Annotated in this window: 22 protein-coding genes; 7 read left to right on the forward strand and 15 right to left on the reverse strand. The window is 75.6% G+C overall.

Annotated features, from left to right (window positions below):
* Positions 1-235 precede the first annotated feature (235 nt).
* Entirely contained in the window at positions 236-2,515 is a 2,280-nt protein-coding gene (locus ACIBIW_RS35560; protein ID WP_399342475.1) for an FUSC family protein, read from the forward strand.
* A 95-nt stretch (positions 2,516-2,610) separates the two neighbouring features.
* Here ACIBIW_RS35560 and ACIBIW_RS35565 read toward each other — a convergent pair whose 3' ends face one another.
* Positions 2,611-3,138 (reverse strand): hypothetical protein, encoded by a 528-nt coding sequence (locus tag ACIBIW_RS35565; RefSeq protein WP_399342476.1) that lies wholly within the window; start codon positions 3,136-3,138, stop codon positions 2,611-2,613.
* 169 nt (positions 3,139-3,307) lie between these two features.
* Here ACIBIW_RS35565 and ACIBIW_RS35570 point away from each other — a divergent pair, with 169 nt between their 5' ends.
* On the forward strand, positions 3,308-4,981 hold the full coding sequence (locus ACIBIW_RS35570) for a bifunctional 3'-5' exonuclease/DNA polymerase (protein ID WP_399342478.1): 1,674 nt from the start codon (positions 3,308-3,310) through the stop codon (positions 4,979-4,981).
* 38 nt (positions 4,982-5,019) lie between these two features.
* Here the strand turns inward: ACIBIW_RS35570 and crcB (ACIBIW_RS35575) are convergent, their stop codons facing one another.
* The 4 genes from crcB (ACIBIW_RS35575) to ACIBIW_RS35590 form a co-directional block, all read right to left on the reverse strand.
* Positions 5,020-5,394: a fluoride efflux transporter CrcB gene (gene crcB / locus ACIBIW_RS35575; RefSeq protein WP_399342480.1), complete on the reverse strand. Its 375-nt coding sequence runs from the start codon at positions 5,392-5,394 to the stop codon at positions 5,020-5,022.
* Entirely contained in the window at positions 5,391-5,897 is a 507-nt protein-coding gene (crcB, locus tag ACIBIW_RS35580) for a fluoride efflux transporter CrcB (protein WP_399342481.1), read from the reverse strand. The genes crcB (ACIBIW_RS35575) and crcB (ACIBIW_RS35580) overlap by 4 nt, the downstream gene beginning before the upstream one ends.
* Before the next feature lie 187 nt (positions 5,898-6,084).
* Positions 6,085-6,795: a GNAT family N-acetyltransferase gene (locus ACIBIW_RS35585; protein WP_399342482.1), complete on the reverse strand. Its 711-nt coding sequence runs from the start codon at positions 6,793-6,795 to the stop codon at positions 6,085-6,087.
* Between the two features lie 58 nt (positions 6,796-6,853).
* Positions 6,854-7,681, reverse strand: a complete 828-nt coding sequence (locus ACIBIW_RS35590; protein WP_399342483.1) for an alpha/beta fold hydrolase — start codon at positions 7,679-7,681, stop codon at positions 6,854-6,856.
* Between the two features lie 680 nt (positions 7,682-8,361).
* Between ACIBIW_RS35590 and ACIBIW_RS35595 the strand changes: the two genes are divergently transcribed.
* On the forward strand, positions 8,362-8,970 hold the full coding sequence (locus ACIBIW_RS35595; protein WP_399342485.1) for a DNA-binding response regulator: 609 nt from the start codon (positions 8,362-8,364) through the stop codon (positions 8,968-8,970).
* A 284-nt stretch (positions 8,971-9,254) separates the two neighbouring features.
* On the opposite strand, the gene ACIBIW_RS35600 is transcribed toward ACIBIW_RS35595, so the two are convergent.
* The gene (locus ACIBIW_RS35600; RefSeq protein ID WP_399342486.1) at positions 9,255-9,890 is read right to left on the reverse strand and encodes an NADH oxidase; all 636 of its coding nucleotides are present in this window, start codon (positions 9,888-9,890) and stop codon (positions 9,255-9,257) included.
* Between the two features lie 234 nt (positions 9,891-10,124).
* Here ACIBIW_RS35600 and fdxA point away from each other — a divergent pair, with 234 nt between their 5' ends.
* The 3 genes from fdxA (at position 10,125) to ACIBIW_RS35615 (ending at position 14,629) form a co-directional block, all read left to right on the forward strand.
* Positions 10,125-10,448, forward strand: a complete 324-nt coding sequence (gene fdxA, locus ACIBIW_RS35605; RefSeq protein WP_399342488.1) for a ferredoxin — start codon at positions 10,125-10,127, stop codon at positions 10,446-10,448.
* Between the two features lie 245 nt (positions 10,449-10,693).
* The gene (locus tag ACIBIW_RS35610) at positions 10,694-11,761 is read left to right on the forward strand and encodes an AfsA-related hotdog domain-containing protein (protein ID WP_399342490.1); all 1,068 of its coding nucleotides are present in this window, start codon (positions 10,694-10,696) and stop codon (positions 11,759-11,761) included.
* Positions 11,762-11,815: 54 nt separating this feature from the next.
* Positions 11,816-14,629 carry a BTAD domain-containing putative transcriptional regulator gene (locus tag ACIBIW_RS35615; protein WP_399342493.1) on the forward strand — a complete coding sequence of 938 codons (2,814 nt, stop codon included), beginning with the start codon at positions 11,816-11,818 and terminating at the stop codon, positions 14,627-14,629.
* 201 nt (positions 14,630-14,830) lie between these two features.
* On the opposite strand, the gene ACIBIW_RS35620 is transcribed toward ACIBIW_RS35615, so the two are convergent.
* The 6 genes from ACIBIW_RS35620 to ACIBIW_RS35645 all read right to left on the reverse strand — a co-directional run bounded on the left by ACIBIW_RS35620 (position 14,831) and on the right by ACIBIW_RS35645 (position 19,611).
* Positions 14,831-15,469, reverse strand: a complete 639-nt coding sequence (locus ACIBIW_RS35620; RefSeq protein WP_399342494.1) for a hypothetical protein — start codon at positions 15,467-15,469, stop codon at positions 14,831-14,833.
* 102 nt (positions 15,470-15,571) lie between these two features.
* Complete coding sequence (locus tag ACIBIW_RS35625; RefSeq protein ID WP_399342496.1) at positions 15,572-16,627, reverse strand: alpha/beta fold hydrolase; 1,056 nt, start codon at positions 16,625-16,627, stop codon at positions 15,572-15,574.
* 3 nt (positions 16,628-16,630) lie between these two features.
* A complete protein-coding gene (locus ACIBIW_RS35630) occupies positions 16,631-16,810 on the reverse strand; it encodes a hypothetical protein (protein WP_399342497.1) in 180 nt (59 codons plus the stop codon).
* A 109-nt stretch (positions 16,811-16,919) separates the two neighbouring features.
* A complete protein-coding gene (locus ACIBIW_RS35635; RefSeq protein ID WP_399342499.1) occupies positions 16,920-18,008 on the reverse strand; it encodes an alpha/beta hydrolase in 1,089 nt (362 codons plus the stop codon).
* An 18-nt stretch (positions 18,009-18,026) separates the two neighbouring features.
* Entirely contained in the window at positions 18,027-18,464 is a 438-nt protein-coding gene (locus tag ACIBIW_RS35640; RefSeq protein WP_399342500.1) for a DUF4260 family protein, read from the reverse strand.
* A gap of 127 nt (positions 18,465-18,591) precedes the next feature.
* Positions 18,592-19,611: an Lrp/AsnC family transcriptional regulator gene (locus tag ACIBIW_RS35645; protein WP_399342502.1), complete on the reverse strand. Its 1,020-nt coding sequence runs from the start codon at positions 19,609-19,611 to the stop codon at positions 18,592-18,594.
* Between the two features lie 143 nt (positions 19,612-19,754).
* On the opposite strand from ACIBIW_RS35645, the gene ACIBIW_RS35650 reads away from it, so the two are divergent.
* Positions 19,755-21,344, forward strand: coding sequence for an MFS transporter (locus tag ACIBIW_RS35650; RefSeq protein ID WP_399342503.1), 1,590 nt, complete (start codon positions 19,755-19,757; stop codon positions 21,342-21,344).
* 104 nt (positions 21,345-21,448) lie between these two features.
* Here ACIBIW_RS35650 and ACIBIW_RS35655 read toward each other — a convergent pair whose 3' ends face one another.
* From ACIBIW_RS35655 to ACIBIW_RS35665, 3 genes are read right to left on the reverse strand one after another with little or no spacing between them, the layout of a single operon-like run.
* Positions 21,449-21,790: a hypothetical protein gene (locus ACIBIW_RS35655; RefSeq protein WP_399342505.1), complete on the reverse strand. Its 342-nt coding sequence runs from the start codon at positions 21,788-21,790 to the stop codon at positions 21,449-21,451.
* Positions 21,787-22,458 (reverse strand): Asp23/Gls24 family envelope stress response protein, encoded by a 672-nt coding sequence (locus ACIBIW_RS35660; protein ID WP_399342507.1) that lies wholly within the window; start codon positions 22,456-22,458, stop codon positions 21,787-21,789. The genes ACIBIW_RS35655 and ACIBIW_RS35660 overlap by 4 nt, the downstream gene beginning before the upstream one ends.
* Complete coding sequence (locus ACIBIW_RS35665) at positions 22,455-22,979, reverse strand: RNA polymerase sigma factor (protein WP_399342521.1); 525 nt, start codon at positions 22,977-22,979, stop codon at positions 22,455-22,457. Before ACIBIW_RS35665 ends, ACIBIW_RS35660 begins: the two co-directional genes overlap by 4 nt.
* Positions 22,980-23,234 lie beyond the last annotated feature (255 nt).

The raw sequence follows: 23,234 nt of genomic DNA on the forward strand, positions 1-23,234 counted from the left end.
TCCCCCGTTCCGTGCGGCGCCGGATGCGCTTCCCGAAGCTCCGACCGGCGTACGCCCCGAGCGTGAGCGTGTTCACCAATGGTCCACCACCCGGTCTTCCCCGCAACACAGCGCGCTCGCCACTTCGCCGCCCCGACGGCCAAACCCGGCCAATCGCGCACCCGTTCACGCGCGCCCGCGCCCCGGCGGCGTACCGGCCCGGGGTGCCGCGGCGGCGCCACCGTATTCTGGCGGGGTGAGCTGGAGCCGGGCGCTGGTGGAGACGGGGCGCTCCGGGCTCTCGGTGGAGCGCACGAGGCTCCAGCCGCTGGTGGCCCTGCGGGCCGCCGTGGGCCTGGCGCTCGTCGTGGCGTTCACCGACCTGTGGTTCGGGCCCGCGGTCGCCGCGGGCTCCGCGTTCGGCGCCTTCCAGGCGGCCATCGCCACCTTCCAGCCGAGCTGGCGGCCGCGCCCCGAGCTGGCGCTCGCCTCGGGAACCAGCCTCGCCGTCTCCACGTTCGTCGGCTATCTCACCGTCGACCGGCCGCCGTTGTTCCTCCTGCTGCTGTTCGTGTGGGCGCTCGCGGCGGGCCTGTGCTGGGCCGCGGGGCCCACGACCGGCTTCATCGCCTCGTCGAACGTCGCCATGATGGTCGTCACCGTGACCCTGCCGACCTCGGTGGCGGGGGCCGCGGGGCACGCCGCCTCGATGGTCGCGGGCGGCGTCGTACAGGCCGGGCTCGTCATGCTGCTGCCGGTGCGCCGCTGGGGCGCGCACCGCGACGCGCTCGCCGACGCGCTCGCCGCCGAGGCCGACTACGCGCGCAGGCTGCGGCACGAACCGCTCGCCGCCTTCGACCCCGCGCCGCTGATGCAGGCCCGCAGCGCCGCGGCCCTGACCCCGCGCCAGGCCCGCGGCAGGCCCGCCGAGCTGCACGGCTCGCGCGGCCTCGCCGAGCGCATCAGACCGGTGCTCGCCCTGCTCGCGGACCCCGCGGTCGGCGCGGCGGCCGAGGGCCAGGAGCGCGATCGCGCACGCGAGTTGCTGAACTCCGCCGCCGCCATCCTGGACGCCGCCGCGCGCGCCATCCGCAGGGCAGAGCCGGTGCGGCTGCCGCCGAACGCCGTGGCCGCGTTCAAGACCCCCGACACCGGCGCGATCCTCTCGGGGCCCGCGCGCCGCGCCGCGCTGCGGCTCGGGCTGCTGCTGCACGACGTGGTGGAGAGCGCGGGCGGCACCCGGGGCCCCAGCGGGCTGCCACGGCCCCCGCGGCAGCGCGGCGGCGGCCCCGGGCGCCCGGCGCGGCCGCGCAGCCGCCCCGGGCTGCTCGCGCTGCCCAGGGCCGCCGTCCGCGGCATACGCGGCAGGGCGGGCCCCGGCTCACCGGTGCGGCGGCACGCGGTACGGGTCAGCGTGGTCGCCGCCGTCGGCTACGTACTGGGCGCCGCGCTGCCGCTCGGGCACGGCTACTGGGCGCCGCTTGCCGCCGTGATGGTGATGCGGCCCGACTTCACCCAGACGTACTCGCGCGCGGTGGCGCGCCTCGGCGGCACCCTCGTCGGCGTGGTGCTGGCCACCGTGGTGGTACGGCTCGCGAGCCCGGGCGAGGCGACGGCCGCGGCGCTGGCCGTGCTCAGCGCCGGGATGATGTACCTGCTGCTGCGCACCGGGCAGTTCGCGGTGCAGGCGTGCATCGCCGCGTACGTGGTGTTTCTGCTGGGCATGGGCGGCGAGGAGTGGACGCAGACGGTGCCCGAGCGGGTGCTGCTCACCCTGCTCGGCGGGGTGCTCGCCATGGTCGCCTACGCGCTCTACCCCGACTGGGAGACGCCGCGACTGCGGGCCGGACTCGCGGACTGGCTGCGCACCAACGGGCGTTACGCCGCCGCCGTGCTGGCCAGGTACGCGGGCTCCGGCGACGAGCAGGCGGTGCGCGACGCGCTGCTGCTGACCAGGGACGCCCGTATCGCCTGGCGCGAGGCGCTACAGCGGGCCGCGGGCGAACCGGTGCGCGGCCGGGGCCTGTCCGTCGCGGCGGCGGACGCCGCGAACCGCGCGATGGGCGAGTTCGGCAGGGCCGCGATGCTCCTCGAAGCGCATCTGCCCGAGCACGAGCGCACCGCTCCCGACGCGTCGCACGCGCGCGCGGGAGCCCCGCTGCCGGGCACCGCCGACCTCGCCGACACGCTGCGTGCGGCCACCGACGCGGGCGCGGAGGCGGTGCGCGAGCGCCGGGAGCCGGACTGGACGGAGCTGCGCGCCGCGCTCCGCGCGTGGGAGGCACGCCTCATGGCGGGCGAGGAGGCGCCCGGGGGTGCGGCGGGGCCTGTGCGCGCGGCGGGCCCGGGTGGCGGCGCGCCTTCGGAGGAGCCGGACGCCGCGCGGCCGCCGCTGCACGCGCACGACACCAGGCGTCTCGTACGGGACGCGGCGGCGCTGCTGCTGCGCGGCCTCGACGACCTCTCCGCCGCCCTCGCGGCCTCCGCCGGAAGCCGCGCGTCGGCCCTCGACGACCCGGACGACCCGGTCGGCTGAGCACCCGCGCGGGACGCGTTCGGGCATACGCGCGCGTGGGCGGGCGATGGCCATGCGCGCGCGTGGGCGGGCGGTGGCCGTACGCGCGTGGGCGGTCAGGAGGGGGGCGCGGACGGGAGGCCCGAGGGGAGGGTCGTGGTGTCGCCCGCGCGGCGGAAGGTCTCCTCGCCGCGGCCCGCCCACCGGATCTTGAGGGACGTGGCGGTGACGGACTCGACCATGCCGTGGTCGCGGCCGTCGCCGCCGTCCGAGCAGGCCAGCGAGATGGTCTTCACCTTCTTCGCCGCGCCGCCGCCCGACTCCTCGCGCTCGGCTTCTGCGGTGGCGCCCTGGCAGCTCGCGCCGTCCGTCTGGAACAGGCCCGCGTGCTTGCCGCCGACGACCAGCGCCACCGCCTTCCCCTCGGTGGTGGCGAGCCAGCTTCCGTCGAGGCCGTCGTGCGGCACCGGCGACGAGGACGGCGGCGGCGCGGGAGCCGTGTGCGAGGCGGCGGGGGCCGAGACGTCCGCGGTACTCGCTTCGGGCTGGCCGAAGTAGCCGCACCCGCTCAGCACGGCGGCGCCCAGCAGGACCGCGGCGCCCGTGGACAGCGGGCGGACGGGAAACACGTACCTGGCGTGCACGCAAACCCCCTTCTGCGGCCGTGGCGGGGCCACGGGAAGCGAAGCGCAACAGTTCGGCAAGCTACCAGCACCGGCCGTCGGCCGTCCCGGCTCCGGCCGGGGCGGCACGCGGGAGCCGGGACGGCCGAGAGCCGGGGCGTTGTCAGTGCCCGGTGCCAGAATCGACCGCATGACCGAACGGTGGGCGCTGGCACCCGTCGAGGGCGGCGGCGCCGATGTCGTCCCCCTCGGCCGCGACGGGCTGCCCGCGGGCCGGGTGCGCCGCGAGCCCGACCCGGCCGCCGCGGTGCGGGCGCGCCCCGACGTGGCGCGCTGGGTGTGGCCCGCCACCGCCGACGTCTATCCGGCACTGCTCGCGGCGGGCGTACGGGTCGAGCGGTGCTACGACGTCGAGGCCGCGGAGACCCTGCTCCTCGGCCACGAGGGGCGGCACGGCGAGCCCCGCTCCGCCGCAGCCGCGGCGGCCAGGCTGCACCGCCGCGCGGTACCGCGGGACCCGCCGCCGCGCGCCGCGCTGCCCGGCGGGCAGCCGTCGCTCTTCGATCCTGGCCCGCCGCCGCTGCCGCTGACCGACCTCGTCGAGGTGTACGCGGAGCAGCAGCGGCGGCACGGGCGCGGGGAGCACCCCGGCCGGCTGCGGCTGCTGACGGCAGCCGAGTCCGCGGGCACCCTGGTCGCCGCGGAGATGAACAGGGCCGGGCTGCCCTGGCGCGCCGATGTGCACCGCGAGGTGCTCGACGAGCTGCTGGGCGAGCGGTACGCGGGCGGCGGCGAGCCGCGGCGGCTCGCGGAGCTGGCCGACGAGGTGTCGCGCGCCTTCGGCCGGCGGGTGCGGCCCGACCTGCCCGCCGAGGTGGTGAAGGCGTTCGCGGCGGCAGGCGTCAAGGTCCGCTCGACCAGGCGCTGGGAGCTTGAGTCTGTCGACCACCCGGCGGTGGCGCCGCTCGTCGCGTACAAGAAGCTGTACCGGGTCTGGGTGGCGCACGGCTGGACCTGGCTCCAGGACTGGGTGCGCGACGGCCGCTTCCGCCCCGGCTACCTCCCGGGCGGCACGGTCTCGGGACGCTGGGTGACGCACGGCGGGGGCGCGCTCCAGATCCCGCGGGTGATACGGCGCGCGGTGGTGGCCGACCCCGGCTGGCGCCTGGTGGTGGCGGACGCGGGCCAGTTGGAGCCCCGGGTGCTCGCCGCGATCTCCCGGGACCCGGCGCTGATGGAGGTGGCGGGGCGCCCCGGCGACCTGTACCAGGCGGTGTCGGACCGGGCGTTCTCCGGCGACCGCGCGCAGGCGAAAATGGCGGTGCTCGGCGCGATCTACGGGCAGACGTCGGGCGACGGTTTGAAGAACCTGGCGGCGCTGCGCCGCCGCTTCCCGCGCGCGGTCGCGCACGTGGACGACGCGGCGCGCGCGGGCGAGGAGGGCCGCCTGGTGCGGACCTGGCTCGGCCGCACCTGCCCGCCCGCCGCGGCGGGCGGCGAAGCGGAGGAGGAGGCGGGCATTCCGCAGGAGGAGCCCGAGCTGGACGCGGACCGCTCGGGCGGCGCCCGCGCCCGTGGCCGGTTCACTAGGAACTTCGTGGTGCAGGGCAGCGCGGCCGACTGGGCGCTGCTGATGCTGGCCGCGCTGCGCAGCCGGTGCGGGGGGATGGCCGCGGAGCTGGTCTTCTTCCAGCACGACGAGGTGCTGGTGCACTGCCCGGAGCAGGAGGCGGACGCGGTCGCCCGCGCCATCGCGGAGGCCGCCGCCACCGCGGGCCGCCTCACCTTCGGCGACACCCCGGTCCGCTTCCCCTTCGACACCCGGGTGGTGACGTGCTACGCGGACGCGGGCGGTCCGCACTGAGGGCAGGCCCGTACGGGGCGGCCCGGTGCGCGGGGCGGTCAGCCCCATATCGCGCGGGCGAACTCCAAACCGAGGAGGGCGGCACCGAGCCCGGCCACCACGCTGATCACGACGTTGGTCGTGGCGTAGAACCAGGCGCCGTTCTCGCCGAGCCGCAGCGTCTCGTAGGAGAAGGTCGAGTACGTGCTGAGCGCCCCGCAGAGACCGGTGCCGAGCAGCAGCTCGACATGGCCGGAGGCGGCGCCCGCGGCGGCGGCGCCCGTGACCAGGCCGAGGATGAGGGAGCCGAGCACGTTGACGGTGAACGTCCCCCAGGGGAAGACGGTGTCGTGCCGTGCCTGGACGGCGCGGTCGGTGAGGTAGCGCAGCGGGGCGCCGACCAGGCCGCCGATGATCACCAGGAGCCAGTTCACCTGGCACCTCCCGCCGCCGGGCCGAGCCCGGCCACCCGGACAAGCAGCCGGGTGACGGTGGTCGCCAGCCAGACGCACAGCAGCGCGGCGACGAGGGTGAGGGCGAGGTAGACGAGGCCGCGGCCCGCGTGGCCGACGTCGGTGAGCCGCCGGATGTCGCCCGCGTACGTGGAGAAGGTGGTGAAGCCGCCGAGCACTCCGGTGCCCAGCAGCGGCCGTACCAGCGGGTGCGCCGTCCACACCTCCGTGACCAGCACCATCAGGATGCCGATGAGGAGGCAGCCGAGGGCGTTGACGCCGAGGGTGGTCCAGGGGAACGCGGTGGCCGACGTGGGCCACAGCAGCGAGGCGCCGTAGCGGGCGCAGGACCCGGCGGCGCCGCCGACGGCGATCGCGGCCAGGATCGCGCCGTGGCTCCTGGAGAGTTCGGCGCGCTGCGCGGGGACATGGAGGTCGATGTCCGGGTCGACCGGCTCCGGGTGCGCGGTGTGGTGCTCTGGCATGGCTCTCCCTACTCGTAAGTAGGGACCGTTGGCGGTGTGCACCGCGGTTCGGGGACGGTGGGCCCCACCACCGATGGCGCCGAACGGCACCGCGCCGAGCATATAACGCTGCCCACGGGCACGAGGGGGGCGGCTCCGCCTCGGCACTCCCGCGTGCCGCGCGGGAGCGCCGAGGCCCCCGGACCGGTCACCGCACCGACCACAGCCACCCCAGGGGCCGCAGGCCGAGGCCGGTCGCGACCGCGCGGGAGGCCGTGTTGTCGGCCATGGTGCTGTAGAAGCGGACCCGGCCCGCCGCCCTGCGGGACCAGGCGGCGGCGGTCGCCCTGGCCAGGCCCCTGCCGCGGTGCTCGGGCGCGGTCCAGGTGCCCGCCTCGACACCGCCGCGGGAGGCGGCCGGGGTATGGCAGATCGAGACGGGGCGTCCTTCGCGCACCGCCATCGCCCACTCCCCCGCGGCGCCCGCGACCAGCGCGGCCCACTCGTCGGGCTCCCAGGTGTCCGGGCGGGCCAGCGCGGCGGCCGCTTGCCTGCCGGGCTCGTCGGAGACGAGGACGCGCTCGGGCACCGGGGGCGCGGTGACCCCCGCGTCGGGGAACACCCAGGTGGGGCCGCCGACGACGGAGGTGCCCGGCACGGCGAGGTCCGCGAGGCCGGGCGGCGGCTCCTCCGGGGCGAAAGGGGGCGCGCCCAGGTCGGGTCCCGTGGCGTGCGCGCCGTACGCGCCCTCTCCCAGGGCCCACACCCACGCCCCCGGCGACCAGGCCCACACGGCCCGCACGCCCGGCGCGCGCACGCGCGGCGGGCGGCCGGGCGCGCCCGGTACGAGGCCGAAGACGGTGTCCACCTCCAGGGTGAGCAGGGCCTGTTCGTCCGGGGGCGCCGTTGGTTCTGTCATGCGGTGACGGTAGGCGGCGGGGCCCGGGGGCGCCCGCCGTTTTCCGCCCCGGGCGGGATCAGCCCCGCAGGAACTCCAGGAGGTCCGCGTGGAAGCGCTCCTTGTCGCCCGGAACCATCGCGAGGCCGTGGGAGGCGCCCTCGTAGACCTTGAGCGCGGCGCCGGGGATGATCTTCGAGGACTTGAGGGCGGCCGCGCCGATCGGGACGATCTGGTCGTCGTCGCCGTGGATGACCAGCGTGGGGACGTCGAACTTCTTCAGGTCCTCGGTGAAGTCCGTGGCGGAGAAGGCGTCCACGCAGTCGATCCCGGCCTTGACGCTCTCCTGCATGGCCATGTACCAGAACGCGTACTTGTTCCCGTCGGTGGCCTTGCTGTCGGGGCGGTTGGCGCCGAAGAAGGCGTCCGCGGTGTCCAGCCAGAACTGCGAGCGCTCCGCGGCGATCCCCGCCTTGAGCTGGTCGAACACCTCCTGCGGGGTGCCCTCCGGGTTGCTGTCGGACTTCAGCATCACCGGCGGGATCGCGGAGAGCAGCAGCGCACGGGCGACGCGGTCGGTGCCGTGCCTGCCGATGTAGCGGGCGAGTTCGCCGCCGCCCATGGAGTGCGCCACCAGCGTCACGTCGCGCAGGTCGAGCGCCACGAGCAGGTCGTGCAGGTCGTCGGCGAAGTGGTCGAAGTCGTAGCCGTTCCAGGGCTGGTCGGAGCGGCCGTGGCCGCGGCGGTCGTGGGCGATGCCGCGGAAGCCGTTGTCCGCCACCCACTTCATCTGGTCGTCCCAGGCGTCCGCGTTCAGCGGCCAGCCGTGGCTGAAGACGACCGGGGGTCCCTCGCCCCAGTCCTTGTAGAAGATCTGCACGCCGTCACGGGTGGTCACGTTGGCCATCGGGTCTCCTCGGCAGGGATGGCCCCGGGGGCCCGCGGCGGGGCCGGGCGGCGCCCGGCACGCACGGAACGGGGGTCCGGTTCCACGGCGGCGGAGCCGTCGGGACCATCGGCCTCATGATGTGATCCAGGTCTCATACGAAGCTAAGCCAGGCACGGAACAGTCGCAAAAGAGACCGCGAAACGGTCAGGCGCGAACTTTTCGGCACTCAGTACCACCGCAGTTTTCCGGCTTCCGGAACCCCGCCCGCACCCACACCCGTGATCCACACAAGTATCCACACGCACACGCTGAGACATCGCGGCCTTCCTCAGACTCTTCACATATGATCCCGTCGGTATACGCACAAAGTTGCGGAAGAGAGCCGGGAACGGCTCGGGGGCTCGTGATAGGGCCGGGTGAGCGTCGTCCGCGGGGGAGCAGGCTTCCTCCGGGCCGTCCCCCCACTCGCCCGGGGACGGGCGGGCCTCCCGGCCTTCCGGCGGGTATCGGTGGCCCCCGGTGCCGGCTCTGCCGCTCGCCCGGCGCACCACCCTTGTACGGAAGAACGTTCACCCGGTGGCCCGGCCACACCCACCGCGCGGCGGTACGGCGACCGCCCGCGGGGACCGGCCGGACACCGCGGCAGGCTTCGCGCCTGGTCGACTGTCGGAGCAAGCTCGCGGAACCGGGGGGAAGCGTTGATTCGGATACTGCTGGCCGAGGACATGAGCATGGTCAGGGGCGCACTGGTGGCGCTCCTTAATCTGGAGAACGACATGGAGGTCGTACGCGAGTTGGAGCGCGGCGACCAGATCGTGCCCGCCGCGCTGGAGGCGAAGCCCGATGTCGCGATCATCGACATCGACCTGCCCGGCCTCGACGGGCTGAGCGCCGCCACCCAGCTCAGAGAGCGGCTGCCGGCCTGCCGGGCCCTCATCCTCACCAGCCTGGGCAGGCCCGGCACCCTGCGCAGGGCGCTGACCGCGCAGGTCGCCGGGTTCCTGCTGAAGGACGCCCCGTCGAAGGAACTGGCGTCCGCGGTACGCAGGGTCGCGGCGGGGCAGCGGGTCGTCGACCCCCAACTGGCGCTCGCCGCCTGGGGTGGTGCGGAGAGTCCGCTGACGGAGCGGGAGACCGAGGTGCTGCGGATGGCGGCGGAGGGGGCCGAGGCGCCGGAGATCGCCGCCGCGCTGCATCTGTCCACCGGTACGGTGCGGAATTATCTGACGACCATTGTGGGCAAGCTCAACGCGCGTAACCGGGTTGACGCGATTCGTATTGCTCGGGAGTCGGGGTGGCTGTACTGAGGCCCTGCGGGGCTTGGCCCATGGGGTGCGGGGGGCTTGGCACCGCCGGGATGCGGTGTTGTGGTTGCTCGCCGTTGCGGCGGTCCTGAAGGGCTGGTGCCCTTCGACCCGGGTGCGTTTGTGAAGGGCCTGCGGCCCTTCGACCCGGCCGCGGGGGGCTTGGCACCGCCGGGATGCGGCGTCGTGGTTGCTCGCCGTTGCGGCGGGAATTGGGGGGCTGGCGCCCCCCGGCGGCCCCGGAGGCCCGGGGGTCCGGGAGCCCAAGAAGCTCGGCACCCCCGCCGTCACGCGGTATTGGGCGACGGTGACGCCATTCCTGCCGCTGCCAAATAATCGAGGATGCCTGTGGTGATGTCAGGGGGGAGGGGGAGGGCGGCTGTTGCGCCCTCGGGGGTTACCGGCCAGGCCAGTAGGCCGACCACCCAGACCGCCTCGGGGCGGTGCAGTACCACGCGGTGTTCGGCGCCGCTCGCCTCCAGGGCGAAGCCGGTCTTCTCCAGGGTGAGCGTGGCGCCCTCGGGCAGTCGCAGCGGGCGGCGCGGTGACAGCCCCGCCGGGGTGAAGGTGGCGGTGCGCGAGAGCGGGGACACCGAAAGCAGCGGGCCGCGCATGTCGTCCATGCCGAGCGTGCGCACCACCAGGTGGGACAGCCGGCTGAGCACCGGCAGCATCACCAGGTAGGTGTCCGGCGGCCGCCCCGAGCCCGGCTCCGTGCGCGCCTCCACGTTGGCGAGCAGCACGGGACCCAGCTCCATCCGGCGCAGCGCCTCGCGGACGGTGGCGTCCGCGCCGCGGATGCGCTCCTGTCCGAAGCGGCCGGTGAGGACGAGGTCGTCACCCTGCTCGCCCGGCTCCACGACCACGTCCTCGCACAGCGACCACAGGTGCAGGGGGCGGCCGTCGGAAGGGGGTCCTGGCACGTCGGCGCCTCCCTTTTCGACTCTTGACGCGTCGAGTATGGGCGTGCGCCCCGCCGGGGTGACACCGAGCGGTTCACGGCCCGCGCATGAGAAATTCACGGCCGCGCGCGGAGCCTCCGAGTGGCCCGCGCGCACCCGGCTTTGGGGCCCCGCAAGGCCGGGTTCCTACCGTGCTGAGCGGCCGCCGCACCGCGCCGCGGCCCCGTATCCGCCGGTCGACACCTGGAGAACACCATGACCTACGTCATCGCCCAGCCCTGTGTGGACCTCAAGGACAAGGCGTGCATCGAGGAGTGCCCCGTGGACTGCATCTACGAGGGCCCGCGCAAGATGTACATCCAGCCCGACGAGTGCGTCGACTGCGGCGCCTGCGAGCCGGTGTGCCCGTCGAACGCGATCTTCTTCGAGGACACCCTGCCGACCGAGTGGTCCGGGTACCGCGAGGCCGACCGCGAGCTGTTCGTGCCGCTCGGCTCCCCCGGCGGCGCCGCCGTCTCAGGACCGCTCGCGGGCGACTCCACGGTGGTCGCCGCCGAGCCGGTGCGCGAGACCAGTTGACGCCGCGCCCGCGGGGGCGGGGCCGCGCCCCGGGGCAGGTGTGCCGAAAGGCACCTGTGCGGACACCACAGAAAGCCCGGCAAACCCGCCGGGACCTCGCGATTCAGCCGATGTTGCCGAGGGGCTCCAGCCGTTCTTCCCGCGGGGCTTCAGCGCCCTGGGCCACCGTGGTGGGGCGGCCGCCGAGGGCGGCCGTGGAACACGCTCCAGCTTGTCCACGCCGCCAGGACGCCCAGAGGACATCTATGGACACCACGTCTAGCTCCACGGCCGTACCGTCCCTGCCCTTCCCGCTGCCGCACCACCTGGTGCACCGCCCGGAGACGCCGGAGGCATACCTCTCGCACTCCACGGCCCCGGTCCGCCAGCACTTCGTGTTCTCGGCCGAACTGCCCACGGAACACCCGCTCTTCGGCGACGCCTCGCCCGCCTTCCACGACCTGCTGTTCGCCTCGGAGGCGCTGCGGCACGTGGGGCTCTTCGCGGCCCGCCACTACTTCCGGGTGCCCGAGGACCGGCACCCGGTGTTCGCCACCTCCCGGCTGGAGATCACGGAGCCGGGGCCCTGGCGGCGCACGGAGCGGCCCGCGCACATCGCGCTGCACCTGGACATCACCCCGAAGGACGTCGTCAACGGCATCCCGAGGGGCCTGGACTGCGCGGCGGGCATCAGCATCGACAGCGCGCCCTGCGGCCGGGCCGACGCCAGGATGACGTTCCTGATGCCGGGCGTGTACCGGGCGCACCGCGCGCACGGCCGCCGGGAGAGCTTCCGCAGCGAGGCGCTGGGCGCCACCGCCGAACTCGCCCATCTGCGGGCCCTGTGCGAACTGGAGTCCGACGAGGCGGCGGCCGACCGGGCGCCCGCGCCGGAGTCCGGGGCCGGCGGTCCGGGGCCCGAGGGCGTGGGCCGCCGCTCACGGCAGAACGTGCTCGTGGGCAGCCCCCTCGACATCGGAACCGACGGGCTGCTGTTCCCCGTGGACACCGGGGCCGCGCTCGCCGTGCTCCCCGCGGGCCCCGCCGACCAGGTCCCGGCGGCGCTGTTCTTCGAGGCGTCGCGGCAGACCTCGCTGCTCGCCGCCGACCTGCTGCACGGCTTCGCGCCCGCGCACTCGCTGCTGGTCCGCTGGCAGGCCGCGTTCCGCGGCTTCGCCGAGCCCGACCTGCCGCTGTACTGGTCCGTGCGGACCGCCGGGGCGGGGGCGACGCGCGACGCGGCAGGCAGGCCCGTGGCGGAGCTGGCCCTGTCCGTCACCCAGGGCGGCAGGACCGTCGCGGACGCGACGGCCGCCGTCCTCCAGGACTGCTGAGTCCCCCGCCGGGCGCCCTTCGCGCCGTCCGGCCCACGGGGGAGAGGAGATCCGTTGCGTTTCCGCGTTCTGGGGCCCGTACGGATGGAGCCCCGCACACCTTCCGCGGCCAAGCCGCGCACCGTACTGGCCGTACTGCTCGTGCAGTCGGGCAGTGTGGTTCCGACGCACTCACTCATCGACGAACTCTGGGGCTCCCGGCCGCCGCGCACCGCCGCCACCACGCTCCAGGTGTACATCTCCCAACTGCGCAAGGCGCTGCGCACCGACCCGGGCTCCGCGGGACCCGAGCCGCAGCCGCTCGTGACCAGGCCACCCGGCTACCTCCTCCAGACCGGTCCCGAGGATCTGGACCTCACCCTGTTCGAGGCGCTGCGCGCCCGGGGCCGCGCCGCCTACGCGCGCCGCGCGGACACCGACGCGTCCCGCTTCTTCGCCGAGGCCCTGGGGCTGTGGACGGGCCCCGCGCTCGCGGGCATCCCGCACGGGCCGATGCTGGAGGGCAACGCCATCCGGCTCGAAGAGCTGCGTACCGAGGTGCTGGAGCAGCGGATCTCCGCCGACCTCAGGCTCGGCAGGCACCAGGAGCTGGTCGGCGAACTCATGGCGCTGGTCAGGGAGCACCCGCTGCGCGAGGCGCTGCAATGCCATCTGATGCTGGCGCTGTTCCGCTGCGGCAGGCAGTCCGACGCGCTGCGCGCCTACCAGGGGGCCCGCCGGGTCCTGGTGGAGGAGCTCGGCGTGGAGCCAGGACCCGAACTGCGCAGGCTGCACAAGCGGGTACTGGCGTCCGACCCGACGCTCGGCCCCGCCATGCCGACCGCTGACCAGGGCAGGGCGCGCCCCGCGCGGCCCGGCGCCGGGCGTGCGGGCGGCACGCAGCCCGCGCACTGGCTGCCGTCCGCTGTCACCGACTTCGTCGGCCGCCGCGCCGAACTGGCCAAGGCGGGCACGGCGCTGCGCCGCCCGGCGGCCGGGAGCCGCAGGGTGCTCGTGGTGGCGGGCCGCGCGGGCGTGGGCAAGACCGCGTTCGCGATACGGCTCGCGCACGAGCTGACCGAGCGGTTCCCCGACGGGCGGGTGCTGCTGACGCTCCGTGACGCGGGCGGGCGCGCGATGCCGCCCGCGGGCGTGTTTGGGGCGCTGCTGCGGCGCCTCGGCGACGACGGGCCACGCGGGCCGCGGCCGGACGGGGCGCGCGGGGCGCCGCCCGAGGGGGCGCGCGGGGCGCGAAGACCCGGCGAGCAGCGCGGCGGGCGCCGTCCCGAGGAGGGCGGCGGGGTGCTGGTGCCGGGCGGCGGCAGGCCCGCGCGGCCGGGTCCCGGCGCGGCCAGGCCGCTTCCCGGGTCGCTCGACGAGCTGTCGGAGCTGCTGCACCAGGCCACGCGGAACCGGCTGATGCTGGTCGTCCTCGACGACGCGGTGTCCGAGGCGCAGGTGCGCCCGGTGCTCGACGCGGCGCCCGACACGGCGTTCGTCATCACCGGGAGGCCGGTGCTCGGCGCCCTGGAGGACGTGCGCCACCTCGTCCTCGACTCGCTGCCGCCCGACGAGGCCGAACGGCTGCTGCGGGCCTGCGGCGGCGCCCGTATGGCACAGGACCAGGCGGCCGCCGCCGAGATCGCCAGGCGCTGCGGGTATCTGCCGCTCGCCCTCAGGGTGGCGGCGGCCGGGCTCGCGACCCGCCCGCACTGGACCGCGGCGGTGCTCGCCAAGACGCTCGCGGACGAGCGCACCAGGCTGGGCGCGCTCGCGCTCGGCGACCTGGACGTCCGCAGCACCCTGCTGACGGGCTACCAGCAGACGCCCGGCGCGCACCGGCGCGCGTTCCGGCTGCTCGCCCTCGCGCCGCAGCCGGACTTCCCGCTCTGGGTGGCCGCCGCGCTGCTCGGGGCGGCACAGGACGAGGCGGAGGACGCGGTGGAGGAGCTGGTACGGGTACGGCTGCTCGAAGCGGGCCGGGCCAGGGAGGGCGGGGGCGTGCGGTACGGGTTCCACGCGCTGCTGCGCTCGCTCGCGGTCGAGGTGCTGGCCGAGGAGCCGGAGCGGGAGCTGCGGGCGGCCACCGAGCGGCTGTGCCGGGCGTATCTGCGGCGCGCGCGGATCGCCGACGCGCTGCTCACGCCGGGTCGCGATCCGCTCGCCGGGGTCGCGGACGCGGGGGTCCGCGAGCCCGACGACGAGACGGTGGAGGCGGCGCCGCTCGCGTGGTTCCGGGCCGAGTCGCCCGGACTGCTCGAAGCGGTACGGCTGGCGCACGGGGCCGGCCTGTGGGACCTGGCGGCGGCGCTGGCGTCCAGCGCCGCCGGGTACTTCGAGGCGTACGCGGCCTGGGACGAGTGGCAGTCGAGCCATGACACCGCGCTCGACGCGGCCAGGCGCGCGGGCGACGAGCGCGCGGAGGCCGCCGTGCTGCGCTCGCTCGGCGACCTCGCCTGGCAGCGCAGGGACAGCGGACGCGCCGTGGACTGCTACCGGCTGGCGGGCCACGTCTACGAACGGCTCGGGGACCGCGGGGGCGCGGGCCGCTGCCATACCGGGGAGGCGGACGTGCTCCTCGGGCTGGGCAGGCTCGCGGAGGCGGAGCGCGGCTTCGGAAGGGCGCTCGCCGCCGCCCGCGCGGCCTCGGACGCGCGCGGGCGCGCCGAGGCGGCCAGGGGGCTCGCCTTCACCGAACTGTCACGCCGCCGCCTCGACCCCGGCCTCGGCTGGCTCGCGGAGTGCGGCACGGCCGCCGTGGAGGCCGGCGACCGCCGCTGGCAGCGGTACGCGGCCAGGGCATCGGAGGCGGCACGCACCGGCGGCGCGGACAGCACGGGGGTGCTGGAGGTACGGCCGGGGGTGTGGCTGATGCGGGCCGGTCTCTAGTTCTTAGGCTCGTTCGCCGCCGAGGCCCCCTCTTTTGAGGCTCGTTCGCCGCCGGGCCCGCTGAGTCGGTGTCCCGGGCCCGGGTCGCCGCCTACCTTCACCACCGGTAGCCCGAGGGTTTCGTGCCGACCTGTGGCGGGCGGCTCACTCGCCCCGCGAGGCGCCCCGCAGACAGCCATGCGTCGGGGATTCCCCGCCGGGTCAGGCGACGCCCATGCCCTGGAGGAGCAGGTAGCAGATCCAGCCGATGGGTATCAGGGCGACGTACGCGAGGGGCTGGTTCAGCACCGGCTCCTCCGGGGCCACCTGGGGGCCGTGCCGGCCCGGCTCCGGTGGCGGCAGCTTGCGTACGCGGCCGGAGGCGATCAGGTTCCAGATCAGGGTCAGCGGGGCGCCGAGGAACAGCGAGACCGGGCTCCACCAGCCCTGCCAGAGGGTCTTGACGGTCATCCTGCGGAAGACCGCGGTGCCGCAGGTGTGGCACATCGGGCCCGGCATCTTCAGGAACCTCATCATGATGACCTGGCCCTGGTGCCCGCGGAAGGTGACCCGCGTGGCGGGCCCGCCGCCGCAGAACACGCACACCTCGTAACCGGGGGCGCCGCCCTGCGGCGGCATGCCGTAACCGCCCTGCGGGGGCGGGGCGCCGTACGGTGCCTGCTGCTGGCCGTAGCCGCCCTGGGGCGGGGGCGGGTAGCCGTAGCCGCCCTGCTGCGGGGGCGCCCCGTAGGGCGGGGCGCCGTACTGGCCCTGCGGGGGCGGGCCGTACGGGCCCGGCTGTGGTGCGAAGGGGTTGCCGCCTTGCGGGGGCAGGGGCGGCTGCTGCCCTGGCGTGGTCATGAGATCTCCCGTTGGTGCTGCCGCGCCCGGGCCGCACCGCCTGGCGCGGCCCGGGCGCGAACGTGCCTGCGGGCAGCGTACTGGTCCTGGAAGGTGCGTCGTTCAGGCGTCCCTGCGCAGCGGTACCGCCCCGGTGGCCGCCGCGCCGTGCCGCTCCTCGCCAGGCGCGGGCGGCACTCTGGCGCTGCCCTCCTGGGACGTCCTGACGATGACCGGCTTGCGGGTGCGCAGCATGCGCCGCCACTGCTCGGCGTTGTACGGGGCCGGTTCCGTGGTGGCGATGAAGTCCCGCAGCACCGCGAGGAAACGGGCCGGGTCCTGGCGGAACGGGAAGTGCCCCGCGTTCTCGAAGATCTCCAGGCGGCTGCCGGGCATGGAGACGTGCGCGAGGCCCGCGTGGACCGCGGGGACCACCTGGTCGCGCCCGCCCCACACCAGCATCGTCGGCATGCCCCGGGTCAGATAGCAGCGGTCGAGCATGGTGCCGACCTGCCCGCGCCAGTCGACGACCGCGCGCAGGGTGCGGATGAAGGCGTTGCGCGAGGCGAGGTCGGGCAGTGCGTCGACCACCCGCAGCAGATCGGGGGCGTCGATGCCGAGGCCGGTGTCGAGCCGCTTCAGCAGCTCCACCAGCATCCCGAACTGCCAGCGCACGGTGGGCAGTTTGAGCGCCTGGAGGGCGAACTGCGCGCCCGGCAGCGAGGCGGCACGCAGCAGCGGTGTCAGCTCGCGGCCCACCCCGCCCGTGCCGACGAGCACCAGGCGCTCGCAGCGCTCGGGGAACTGGTAGGCGAACTGCATGGCGACGGCGCCGCCGAGGGAGTGCCCGACGAGGGTGGCGCGCTCGATGCCGAGGACGCCGAGCAGGTCCCGCATGCCGTTGGCGTAGGCGGGCAGCGAGTAGTCGGCGCGCGGTTTGTCGCTGCCGCCGTGGCCGAGCAGGTCGGGGGCGATGACGCGGTGGTGGCGCGCCAGTTCCGGCATGACGTCGCGCCAGGTGTCGGAGGAGTCGCCGATGCCGTGGATCAGCAGGACCGCGGGGCCTCTGCCCGCCATCCGGAAGGCCCTGCGGTGGCCGTGGACGGTGCGGTGGCGCAGCCTGATCTGGCTGGTGGCGGGGCCTCTGCCGGCGGTGGCCGCGGTGGTTCGCACGGGCATGTGTCAGGACTCCTCGCGGCCCGGCCGGCGGGCGCCGCGCGGGCCGCCGTGCCGGTGGGCCGCCTCCCGGCCGCCCCTGCCGCGGCCCACCGGCAGGTCGCTCTCGGTCACACCGAGCGAGGCGAGGCTCTGCCAGGGCCTCACGCCCCCCGGGGCGTTCTGGTAATAGGGCTTGGTGCGCATGGTGCGGCCTCCCGTGAGGTGGAACCTGGTCGGGGTGTCCGGGGTGCCCGGGGTGTGCGGAGCCGCCGGTACTCGTCCGTGTGCTTCCGCGGCGCCCGGGGGTCGCGTGTCAGTGCCCGGCGCCCACCGGGACCCCGGCCCCGTACGCGGGGCCGCGACCGCGGTCGGAGACGCGGAGCCTGAGCAGATGGGAGAACAGGTAGAGGCGCATCGGGCCCAGGTGCGCGGGCGAGCCGTGCACGTCGTCGAAGACCTTGAACCGGACGTCTCCCGGGGCGCGGCCGAGCAGTTCCTGTTCGCGGGCCGGGATGATCTCGTCCCGCGCGCTGGCCACGTACCGCACCGGGACGCGGATGCGGCGTATCTGCTCGTCGGTGAGCGCGAACCGGGGCAGCAGCCCGCGCAGCGCGGCCTCGTCCTGCATGCCGGTGAGGCGGCGCAGGGTCTCCCTGGTGATGCCGGGGACGCGGGGCCACCAGCCGCCGTCGGCGAAGAAGTCGCGCACCGGGGCGCCGACGGTGAGCACCCGCCGGACACGGGTGTCCTCGACGGCGGCACGCAGCGCGAGGTGCCCGCTGAAGCTGAGCGCGAGCAGGCTGGTGTCGGAGACCCTGGCCCGGCCGGCGAGGCGGTCCATCAGGAACGGCATCAGGCGCCAACTGCGCGGCCCGTACAGGAGGGTGTTCTCGCCGACGCCCGGCAGCTCGGAGACGACGGCCGCGAAGCCGAGCCGTTCGAGCAGCGGCAGCAGCGGCGCCCACTGCTCCTTCACGCTGACGATGCCGCCCATGACGATCAGCAGCGGCCTGGGCTTCGGCGCGTCGAGCCCCGCGGCCCAGGCGGCGAGGGTGCCCTCGGGGTGGCGCAGCTCAAGGCGCTCGATGGCGCCCTTGCGGCCGTCGGGGCGCGACCGCCGCCAGCGGTCGAAGGCGGCCACGCCCTCGTCCTGGGCGCGGCGGCGGTCGTCGTCGCCGGGGTGCGGGAAGCGGGCGAGCGCGTAGTACTTGACGGCGTCGAGCAGCCGGCCCGCGGCGGCGGAGGCGTCGCCCTCCACGTTCCACACCGCCGCCCAGGAGGCAGGGTCGCCGGGGGTGTCGTTGTGGATGCGGCCGAGCACCCGGTCGGTGCGGGCCGCCGACAGGCCCTGTCCTCGGGCGTGCAGCCGGGCGAATTCCTTGAGTTCTGCGACATGGTCCATGTGTGTGCCGTCCCCGGGTCAGTGAACGGCGCCGTCGGGACGGCGCCTGCCGAAGCCGAAGGCGCGGTCGATGGCGATGTGCGCGGTCCAGCCGAGCCCCGCGACCAGCAGGCGGCGCGAGCGCAGCGCCGTGCCCGCGGCCAGCAGGCCCGCGGCGATCCTCGGGTCATGCAGGGTGTTGTAGCGGCGTGCGAAGGGCGCGGGCTCCTTCGCGCCGAAGAAGAACACGCTGTCGGGGGCGACGAGCGCGGCCCAGAAGGCCGGTTCGAGCGCGCCGCCGAGCGCGAACGCGCCCCCGAGCGCCGCCGCTCCCACGGCCCCGCTCACCGCGCGCCCCGCGGGGGTGCGCCAGGTCCAGCGGTCGGCGGGCACCTTGCCCGCGGCGCCCTGGGGCAGAAGGGGCGGGGCGGGCACGGCGGGCCCCTCGGCCTCGCGGGCCTGCGCGGTAACGGGCATCGTAAGACTCCTACTCCACCACGGGAGACGCCTCTCGAAGGCGTCACGGCAACCGTGCGCCCCGCGGCTTTAGCGGCTCTTGTACGGGGCGGGAGCGGGGGCCGTCAGGGGCGGCGGGAGCGGGGGGTCACGGCCGGGGCGGCAGATAGGGGCCGGGGCCCTTCAGGGTGCGGTGGATGGGGGTGGTGGCGGTGTGGCGCAGCCCCGGGAGGGCCGCCACCGACTCGGTGAGGTAGCGGTAGAAGAGGGCGCCAGAGGGGACGTCGATGCTGGCGTGGAGGTTGGCGGTGCCGGTGACGGCCGCGGCGAAGGCGACCTCGGGGTGGGAGGCGAGCGCGGCGCCCGCCTCGGCGAGCCTGGCGGGGTCGATCTCCAGCCAGAGCGCGGTGCGGAAGTTGCGCTGGAGCACGTCGGGGTGGAACTCAAGGTCGAAGTAGAGGACCCCGCAGGAGACGAGTTCGGCGATGCGGCGGCGCACCGTGGACGCGGAAAGGCCGGTGGCGGCGGCGAGTTCCGCGGGGGCGGCGCGGCCGTCGCGGGCGAGCAGGTCGAGCAGGTGGCGGTCCTTGTCGTCCAGGGCGACCGCGGCGGCGACGTCCGTGGTGGTCTCCGGCGGTGCGGTCTCGGTGAGCGCCGCCACCTGTCGCGCGGTCAGCGGGCCGCGCTTGGTGATGTTGCTGAGGTTGTGGCCGAAGAAGACGTGCAGCAGGCAGTGCGCGGAGACGTTCACCACCTGGGGGGTGCGCGGGAGCTGCTGGAGCAGGACCGACTCCTCCAGGGCGGGGCCCCTGGTCCGCACCGAGCAGGTCAGTTCCGTGCCGCCGGAGCCCAGGTTGACCCAGGTGGTGTCGGTGCGCCTGGCGATGGCCTCGCCGAGGGCGGCGGCCGCGTCGGGGGTGCACCGTATCCGCATCACCCAGGCCGAGTCGCCGAGCCGCATCGGGTTGGTGAGGCCGAGGACGCGGATCTTCCCGGTGGAGCGCAGCCTGGCCAGCCGACGGGCGGCGGTCTGGTCGGAGACGCCGAGGGCGTCGCCGATCTCGCGGAACGACGCCCTGCCGTTGATCTGGAGGGCGTGGGCGAGCGCCAGGTCCTCGTCGGAGAACGCCCGCCTGACCTCGGTCGGCATGTCGAGATACGTCTTCACGAACTCCATAATGTCGGATCGGCGCATCGGGTGGGAGCTGGCTTATGGATTTGCCCCGGGGCTGTCCAGACTCGTGGGCGAGCCCGACCCGGCTGCCCGGGTCGGGCCCCGTACCACGTACCGATCCGAACGGAGATACCGACATGCGCAAGTGGTGGCCCCTCGTGGCGGTCAGCCTCGGCGCCGTCATCCTGCTGGTGGACGTCACCATCGTGAACGTCGCGCTGCCGAGCATGGCGCACGACCTCGACGCGTCCTTCGCCTCGCTGCAATGGGTGATCGACGGATACGCCCTGGCGCTGGCCGCGCTGCTGCTGGCCTCCGGGTCGCTGGCGGACCGCTTCGGCCACCGCCGCAGCTACGTCGTCGGCCTCGCGGTCTTCGCGCTCGCCTCCCTGGCGTGCGGGCTCGCGCCCAACGCGCAGGTGCTGATCGCGGCCCGGGTGGTGCAGGGCGCGGGCGGCGCCGCCATGTTCGCCACGTCGCCCGCGCTGCTGCTCGCCTCCTACCGGGGCCGCGACCGCGGTACGGCCTTCGGCGTGTGGGGCGCGGCCAACGGCGCCGCCGCGGCGGCGGGCCCGCTCCTCGGCGGCCTGCTCACCGAGCACATCGACTGGCCCGCGATCTTCTGGGTCAACCTGCCGATCGCGGCCGTCGCCGTCGCGATGACCCTGCGGGTGGTGCGCCGCGACGACACCGGCGCCGCGCGCGCGGGCGCGGCGCCCGCCCGTATCGACATCCCCGGCGCCACCGCGTTCACCGTCGCCGCGGGCACCCTCACCTACGGCCTGATCCGCGGCGGCGACGCGGGCTGGGCCTCGGCGGAGATCATCGCCATGTTCGCCGTCACCGTGCTCGCGCTGGTCGCGTTCGCGGTGATCGAGCACCGTACGGCGGCGCGCGGCGGGGCCCCGATGCTCGACCTCGCGGTGCTGCGCCGCCCGTCCTTCGCGGGCCTGATGGGCGGCGCGCTGCTGCTCCAGGGCGGCGCGTTCGGGTCCCTGGTGCTGGCGTCCATATGGCTCCAGTCGGTGCTCGGCCTCAGCCCGGTCGCGGCCGGGCTCGCCACGACGCCGCTGGCCGGTGCCTCCTTCCTGGTGGCGGCGGTGGCGGGCCGGCACATCCAGCGGGTGGCGCCGCGGCTGCCGATCGGCGTGGGCCTGCTGTTCGTGGCGGCCGGGATGGTGCTGCTGAGCGTCGCCATGACGGACACCGCGAGCCAGGGCTCGCTGGCCGTGGGGCTCGTCGTCACGGGCGTGGGCGTCGGGCTCGCCACCCCGGTGCTGGTGTCGGCCGCGGCGGTCACGGTGCCGCCGGAGCGCGCGGGCATGGCGGGCGGCGCCGTCAACACCTTCCGGCAGTTGGGCATGACGCTGGGGATCGCGGTGCTCGGCACGGTGTTCACCAGCCGCGTCGCGGGCGCGCTCGGCGGCGGCCAGGTGCCCGACCGCGACGCGGCGGCCTCGGCGCTGGCCGCGGGCCAGGCGCGGCGGCTGGTCGACGCGGCGCCCGCGGGGCACAGGGCCGCGGCGGACACCCTGGTGCACCACGCCTTCGCGGCGGGCCTCGACCGCATCTTCCTCTGCTCGGCGGGGGCGGCGGCCCTGGGCGGCGTACTCGTCCTCCTCCTGGTACGCGCCCACCCCAGGCCCACCACCCCGGCCACCGGAAACAGCACCCCCACCACCCCCGCACCCGAGCCCCGCGAGGGACCGGTGACCTCACGCGCGTGAGACCGGCCTCCGGGGGGCGTGAGGGGGCGTTGCGGGGCATGCGGGGGCCTCGCGGGGGCGTGAAGCAGGTGTCGCGGGGGTGGGGGGCGTCGGCCGGGGGCGCCTCACACCAACCCCGTCACCGTCACCCTGATGTGGGGCTCGTCGTCCGGGAACGGGTGGGTGGTGAGGCAGGCTCTTGCCGCCTCCCTCGCTTCCCGGGCGACGTCCACCGTGCGGGCGGTGCGCAGGGCGACGAGCATGATGTCCAGGTGCCAGGGGCCCGTCCCCTTGTCGCGGGTCAGGCGTACTCCGGCGGCTCCTGCGGTGGCACCGGTCCGGTCGCCCGGGAGCGCGGTGCGCAGCAGGCGGCCGAAGCCCGGGCGCAGGAAGGCGACGCCGGGGACGGCCTCGACGGCGGCGGCGACGTCCTCGGCGAGTGCGGCGCGGGCCGCGCGGTCGGTCATGCGCCGCTCCCTTCGTGATGGTCCCCGTCCCGCGCGACGAGGTCCGTGATGCGGATGTCCACGTATCCGGTGCGCAGCCCCAGCCGGTCGTGCGCGGCCCACGCCACCTGGTTCCTGACCCGCTCCGCGGTCTCGGGAAGCGGTACGTCGCCCGGCACCTGGACCTCAAGCCGCACCCCGACGCCGTCCTCGGCCTGTTCCCCGGGGGGTTCGAGGCGGCACGAGCCCGCGCGCACACCCCGTACCGTCTCGGCCGCGGCGCGCAGGGTCCTGGCCGCGGCGGCCTCGACGACCCACAGGTCCTCCGCCGGCCCGCCCAGCGGGAGCGGGCGGCCCGGGCGCAGTTCCATGCGGACGACGTCCATCACCCGGCGGGTGAGGTCGGAGGCGTCGTAGCCCGAGGTGTCGGCGGTGGCCGCGCGCAGGCCGTCCACGGCGGTTTCCAGGCGGCGCAGCTCGTCTACGGCGCGGGCGCAGTGCGGGCAGGAGAGGGAGTGCTCGTCGCGGTCGCCGCCCTCCCAGATGTCCCAGGCCGTGGAGAGCAGCCGCCCGCAGGCGAGCCGTTCGTCGTCGTCGGGGGCGGGCGTGGGCGGACGGCCGACGGGTGCGGGCGCGGGTGCGGTCCCGGCCGCCGGTGGCTCGCCGGGCAGGTCGGTGTGGTCGGTCATCGCCAGGCCCCCAATGCGTGTGTCAGGCTGCGGCGTGCGCGAAAGACGCGGGCGCGGGCGGCCTGTTGGCTGATCCCGACCATCTCCGCGATGAACTCGTAGGACCTGCCGTCCAGTTCGCGCAGCACCCAGCAGGCGCGCTGTTCCGCGGAGAGCAGGTCGAGGGCCGCCCGCAGCTCCCGTATCGCATCGCGCGACTCGGTGATGCGGTCGGGGGCCGCGCTGTACTCGGGGGCGGCGACCTCCCCCGCCGCTTCGAGCGGGGCGGTGGGCCGGCGCGAGCGGAGCACGTTCAGGCAGCGGTTGGTGACGATGCGGTAGATCCAGGTGCCGAAGGCCGCGTCGCCCCGGAACTCCGGGAGCCTGCGCCATGCGCTGAGGAAGGCGTCCTGCACGGCGTCCTCGGCCTCCGCGCGGCTGCCGAGCAGCCGCACCGCGAGCCGTACGAGCGCCGCGGCGTGCCGCCGCACCAGGACCGCGAAAGCCTCCTCGTCCCCCTCGGCGGCCCGTACGGCAAGCAGCGCGTCGTCCGCGCCCGCGCCACCGCCCGGCTGACCGCCGAGACCTCCGAGACCGCCGGGCTCGCCCGGATCACCGGGACCGGGAGGATCGCCGGTCTCCGGCGGCGTGGCATGTCTGCTCGCGCCCGTCACGGGCAGGCTCCCTTCTGTCGTCCTGACCCTAGGCCGTGTCGTTTGGATCTTCGCGGGGGTGCGACGCCAGCTACGGCACCTCGCCGCGTTGTCGGACCGTCCACGTACGCCCAGTACGAGGAC

Origin of the sequence: Streptomyces sp. NPDC050560 (assembly GCF_044457285.1) — a bacterium.
Lineage (GTDB): Bacteria > Actinomycetota > Actinomycetes > Streptomycetales > Streptomycetaceae > Streptomyces.